Here is a 6,089-nt window from a genome sequence, read left to right as displayed (position 1 = left end):
TGTAGTGGTCAACTAAAACTGGCCACGGCTTTAGAGTTTTTCCAGTATCGGTTTTCCGATTCGTTTGGAGGTAATCCACCGTTATAGTCATGCGGCCTTAGCGAGCTGTAATACCCGACGATATAGTTTGTGATCGCATGAGCTGCTTCGCTAAAGTTTATATAGCCTGTCACTGGCACCCACTCGTTTTTCAGACTTCTGAAGAAGCGTTCCATCGGGCTGTTATCCCAGCAGTTTCCGCGTCGGCTCATACTTTGCCTGATCCGGTAACGCCACAGTAACTGCCGGAACTGCCTGCTTGTGTAGTGGCTACCCTGGTCACTGTGGAACATCACTCCCGCTGGTTTACCTCGGGTTTCCCACGCCATTTCCAGCGCTTTGATGGTTAGCTTGCTGTCCGGTGAGAATGACATTGCCCAGCCTACCGGTTTCCTGGCGAACAAATCGAGAACGACGGCGAGGTAAGCCCAGCGCCTGCCTGTCCAGATATACGTCACATCGCCGCACCATACCTGATTAGGCTCTGTCACTGCGAACTGTCGCTCAAGGTGATTTGGGATAGCGATGTGTTCATGACCACCCCGTTTATACCGGTGGGTGGGTTGCTGACAACTCACCAGTCCCAGTTCTTTCATGAGCCTGCCGGCAAGCCAGCGTCCCATTCTGAAGCCTCTCAGGGTTGCCATAATGGCGATACTTCTCGCGCCAGCAGAGCCATGGCTAATGTTATGCAGCTCCAGAACCTGACTACGTAATACAGCCCGCTTGCCGTCTGGCTTTTCGGGGCTTTTCACCCAGTATTTGTAGCTGCTGCGATGAACCCCGAACACGTGGCAGAGTGTGACCACAGGATACTGCGCTCTGAGTTTCTCGATTAACGAGAACTGTTCAGGGAGTCTGACATCAAGAGCGCGGTAGCCTTTTTTAATATGTCGTTTTCCATTTCGATGCGTTGTAGCTTTTTCTTTAGCTCACGTATTTCAATCTGTTCTGGGGTTATAGGAGAGGCTTTAGGTATTTTGCCCTGTCGTTCATCCCGTAACTGCTTTACCCATCGCGTCATGGTAGAAAGCCCCACGTCCATAGCACTGGCCGCAGCTGCAACTGTGTAGTTCTGATCAAGGACCAGTTGAGCGGATTCGCGTTTAAACTCTGCGCTGAAATTTCTTTTTTTCATTGGGACACCTGTATTGTTCTGAGATGAGCATATCACCTCTGTTCAGGTGGCCAAATTCAGTAAACCACTACAATGTGTTGCGTGTCTGTAGCCAAACTGGAAAGGACAGAGTGGATGTTCCGCTTGATGACAAACAATTAATCGACCAGTTCGAACTTCAGTTATTAAAGCAGAATGACCCGGTTAAAACGGTACAGGATTTCGTCTTTGCACTTCTCAAATGCAAATACCTTTTTGATCAGTTCGTGATAAAACGAGAGTTCGCGAAAGGTAGCGATAGCTGGAGTTTGAAGCGCCTGCGTTGGTATTCGGAAAAGAGCACCAGCTATACCAATACGTTTAATGAAGATGATGGTAGCTATGTAGACATCAACCGACAGATTCTGATGCTACTTTCCGCATTCCATGTTTCAACCCCTACTCTGGTTTATAAACACTGGTTGAATGGAGCTTTGTACTATCTGTTTAATGCCCATTCCGCTGAAAACCAGATAGATGCAAGGAAGTACCTCGGTTATCTGGAGCATCTCGCCTCCGCGTTTGTCTTTCAAAACTTCCTAGCAGAACAAGAACCAAAATCATATTTTGAGATCATCTACGGTAAAGGGGCACCTCTCCAACCTGTGGTACTGTCGGACAAGACTCAGAAGAAGATGCGCTTTGGTATGATAGCAAACAACTTGGTGTTCAATTACCTGGACTACTTACTTTGGTGTCGTGACAGAAATAAAGCTGAGGTAGTGAAACGTTTTGAATTTACGTTCCGAAGTTCAGTAGAGCATTTCTACCCTCAGCACCCCATGGATGGCTTTAGGACATTACCAGATACATCGTTGCATTCCTTCGGCAACCTCAGCCTGATTAGCCACAGCAAGAATTCGCGACTTAGTAATTTCCAGCCAAAACAAAAGCAAGAGTACTTCGAAGCGAGCCTTGAACGTAATGAAATTGATAGTCTGAAACTGCTCGCCATGATGGAGCTGATGAAGAAGAACAATCAGTGGGGGGAAGAAGAAATCGCCACTCACGAAGCAGAAATGCTGGCAGTGTTAACCAGTGCCGGTGGTAGTGATAGCGTATTTAGGGAGGTGTTATGAACAGTGTAGGTCAACGTGAACGCATGACACAAAAACGTGTTATCCAGTTATTCACCGATCATCTCGGTTATCACTATCTTGGTAACTGGCACAAAAGAGAAGACAACCGGAACATCGAACCAGGCTTAGTTTCTGCCTGGTTAACAAAACGCGGCGTTTCAGAAGTACTAATAGCCAGAGCATTACGGCAACTGGATCGAGCCGCAAGCCTCGGTGAAGGCCGTATCCTTTATGATGCAAACAAAGAGGTGTATCGCCTGCTACGCTACGGCGTAAAGGATAAAGAAGGTGCTGGTGAGCAGAATCAAACCGTGTGGTTGGTAGATTGGAAAAATCCAGAAGCCAATGATTTTGCTATAGCTGAAGAAGTAACCTACAACGGTGAAAATAAAAAGCGCCCGGATTTGGTGCTGTATGTTAACGGTATTGCGCTTGGTGTCATTGAGCTAAAACGTTCTACAGTGTCAGTCTCAGAGGGCATCCGCCAAAACCTCGATAATCAGCAAAAAGCCTTTATCCGCAACTTCTTCACTACCATCCAACTGGTGATGGCCGGTAATGATTTAGAAGGGCTTCGCTATGGTGTAATTGAAACGCCGGAGAAATATTACCTTCAATGGAAAGAAGCCGCTGAATCCCCCCACGCCAACATGCTTGATCGTCACCTGGCTCAGATATGTAATAAACAGCGCCTGCTGGAATTGATCCACGACTTTATCGTTTTCGATGCTGGAGTGAAAAAAACCTGCCGTCATAACCAATATTTTGGCGTCACTGCAACGAAACCGTTTATTCAACGCAATGAAGGCGGGATTATCTGGCATACCCAGGGCAGTGGTAAAAGTCTGACTATGGTTTGGCTAGCAAAATGGATCAGAGAAAATATTACCGACAGCCGAGTTTTGATCATTACCGACCGTACAGAACTTGATGAACAGATCGAGAAAGTGTTTAACGGTGTGGAAGAAGAGATCCTTCGCACCAGAAGCGGCGCAGATCTGGTGACTCGCCTGAATCAAACCAAGCCCTGGCTTATATGCTCGTTAGTGCATAAGTTTGGTCGTCAGGAGGAGGAAGACAGAGATGCTGACACGGACGATTTTATCGAACAAATGAAACGAAATATCCCTGCCGATTTTAGCCCGAAGGGAAAATTATTCGTGTTTGTGGATGAGTGCCACCGAACCCAATCCGGCAAATTGCATTCGGCAATGACAAGCATTTTGCCAGATGCACAATTTATCGGTTTCACCGGTACCCCTCTGATGAAGAAAGATAAGAAGAAGTCAGTGGAGGTCTTCGGGCCTTATATCCACACTTATAAATTTGATGAAGCAGTCAATGATGGGGTTGTACTGGACCTGCGCTACGAAGCTCGTGACATCGATCAGCGGGTCAAATCTCAGAAAAAAGTCGACCAGTGGTTTGATGCTAAGACATCTAAACTTTCTCGCCTTGGCCAACAGCAACTCAAGCAGAAATGGGCTTCGATGCAGAAGCTGTTGTCGAGCCGCTCGCGACTGGAACAGATTGTGGCTGACATCCTTCTCGATTTTGAACAAAAGCCACGACTCGCCGACGGCCGCGGTAACGCTATGCTGGTTTGTTCCAGCGTCTATCAGGCCTGCAAATGCTATGAGATGTTTAGTGAAGCTGGTTTTGCCGGTAAATGTGCGATTGTGACGAGCTACCAGCCAAATGCCAGTGAGATTAAAGGCGAGGAGAGCGGTGAAGGACTGACTGAGAAACTGGCCAAGTACAACATCTATCGCAAAATGCTTGCGGAGTATTTTGAACAGCCTGAGGCTGAAGCAGCCAAACGTGTAAGTGATTTTGAAAAAGAGGTCAAACAACGCTTCATTAAAGAACCGGGCCAGATGCGCCTACTGATAGTCGTTGATAAGTTATTAACTGGCTTTGATGCTCCTTCAGCAACTTACCTCTATATCGACAAGAAAATGGCTGATCACAACCTTTTCCAGGCGATATGTCGCGTTAACCGGTTGGATGGTGAAGATAAAGAATACGGCTATATTGTCGACTATAAAGACCTTTTCCGCTCATTGGAAAAAACAGTTCAGGACTACACCGCAGAAGCCTTTGACGGTTACGACAAAGAAGATGTAGCCGGTTTACTGAAAGATCGATTGCAACAGGCAAAAATCGATCTGGATGGTGCTCTGGATGCCGTTCGTACCCTTTGCGAACCAGTAAAAATGCCACGCAATCAACTTGATTATCAGCATTATTTCTGTGGGGAATCAGGGGCGTCGATAGAGCAGTTATCTGAGAAAGAAGCTTTACGTCTGACATTGTATCAATCCGTGGCGAAGCTTATCCGTGCTTTTACCAATCTGGCAGGTGAGCTAACAGATGCTGGTTATAGCGAGCAGGAGGCAAATCAAATCCGCATTGATGTTGAGTTTTATACAAAAGTCCGCAATGAAATCAAAATAGCCAGTGGCGATTTCGTGGACATGAAACAATTCGAGCCAGGTATGCGGCAGATGCTGGATCTTTGGGTGGATGCCGATCCTAGTGAAACCCTTATGGATTTTGAGGAACTAGGACTGCTTGAGTTGATTATTGAACGCGGGGAAGAAGCACTGGATGGACTTCCAGCTGACATGCGTGGCAACCAAGAGGCTATGGCTGAAGCGATTGAAAATAACGTTCGCAGAACCATTGTTGATGAAAACCCAGTCAACCCGAAATACTACGAAAAAATGTCGGTATTGCTTGATGAACTGATCGCACTTCGTCGTCAACAGGCGATCTCCTATCAAGATTATCTGGAGCACGTACGTGAACTAGCGAAGCAGGTTAAACATCCGCAGTCAGGTAGTAAAAGTACTTATCCAGTAAGTATTGATACCCTCGCCAAGAAAGCGTTGTATGACAACCTCGGGCAGGATGAAGTGTTAGTTTTAAAGATAGATACTGCAGTACGTCACACTAAAAAGGCCGACTGGTATGGGGATCGTTTTAAAGAGCGCGAGATCAGCTTTGCTATCGCAGAAGAAATTAAAGGTTATTCAGTGACGGTCGCGGATGTTATGGCTCTGGTGAAGGTACAGAAGGAGTACCGCTGATGCCATTGGTTACCTTTGGTGAGCTCACTCTCGATTTGCAGCGCAAGCCAATCAAAAACTTGCATATCAGCGTACTGCCTCCGGATGGCCGAGTAAGAGTATCAGCTCCCGTCACTCTGTCAGACACAGCTATCAGGATGGCTGTTGTCAGAAGGCTGGTTTGGATTCGACAGCAGCAAGCACAATTTCAGGCTCAGCCGCGCCAGAGTGAACGAGAAATGTGTAGTGGCGAAACACATTACCTTTGGGGAAGAGGATATCGGCTGGATGTAGTTTTAGTAGATAAGCCCGCTGAAGTGAAACTTCAGGGTGGTTGGATACGCATGAAAGTACCTCCACATTATGATACGTCCCAGCGGGAAGCTGTTCTCAACCAGTGGTATCGCGGTATTTTAAAACAAAGACTGCCTAAGTTAATGGCAAAATGGCAGCAGGAAATTAAAGTTGAAGCCAGTTATGTTGGCATCAAGCGAATGAAGACTAAATGGGGTAGCTGTAACCCCCAAACCGCACGTATCTGGATCAATCTCGAACTGGTGAAAAAACCTCCTGAATGCCTTGAATTCATTGTGGTTCACGAGCTAATTCATCTACACGAACGCAAGCACAATGAGCGTTTTATCGGCCTGATGAACATGTACCTACCGAACTGGCGCGAACACAGAGCTAAGTTGAATAAAATGCCCTTGGCTTATAATCACTGGTCATATTAAAGCGAATATA

3 protein-coding genes and 1 pseudogene are annotated in these 6,089 nt (G+C 46.6%); 3 read left to right on the top strand and 1 reads right to left on the bottom strand.

All coding sequences use genetic code 11. The features are described 5' to 3' along the window. Positions 1–8: 8 nt before the first annotated feature. Positions 9–1,177, bottom strand: a protein-coding gene (locus OGV69_RS25155; protein ID WP_114140367.1) for an IS3 family transposase whose coding sequence is annotated in 2 segments (ribosomal slippage) — positions 9–928 and positions 928–1,177 — 1,170 coding nt in all. Because the reading frame shifts where the segments join, the coding sequence is not laid out codon by codon here. Positions 1,178–1,248: 71 nt separating this feature from the next. Here OGV69_RS25155 and OGV69_RS25150 point away from each other — a divergent pair. The 3 genes and pseudogenes from OGV69_RS25150 to OGV69_RS25140 form a co-directional block, all read left to right on the top strand. Further along, positions 1,249–2,274 (top strand): annotated as a pseudogene (locus OGV69_RS25150) (HNH endonuclease family protein); the annotation flags it as partial. Beyond that, positions 2,271–5,366: a type I restriction endonuclease subunit R gene (locus tag OGV69_RS25145; RefSeq protein WP_069324787.1), complete on the top strand. Its 3,096-nt coding sequence runs from the start codon at positions 2,271–2,273 to the stop codon at positions 5,364–5,366. The pseudogene OGV69_RS25150 and the gene OGV69_RS25145, both read left to right, overlap by 4 nt. Further along, positions 5,366–6,079, top strand: a complete 714-nt coding sequence (locus tag OGV69_RS25140; protein WP_069324786.1) for a M48 family metallopeptidase — start codon at positions 5,366–5,368, stop codon at positions 6,077–6,079. Before OGV69_RS25145 ends, OGV69_RS25140 begins: the two co-directional genes overlap by 1 nt. The last annotated feature ends 10 nt before the right edge of the window (positions 6,080–6,089 follow it).

Source organism: Citrobacter sp. Cc139 (genome assembly GCF_030334645.1).
GTDB lineage: Bacteria > Pseudomonadota > Gammaproteobacteria > Enterobacterales > Enterobacteriaceae > Citrobacter > Citrobacter werkmanii.
The sequence above is the reverse complement of the archived record's forward strand: the minus strand, read 5'-3'. Positions and strand labels throughout refer to the sequence as shown.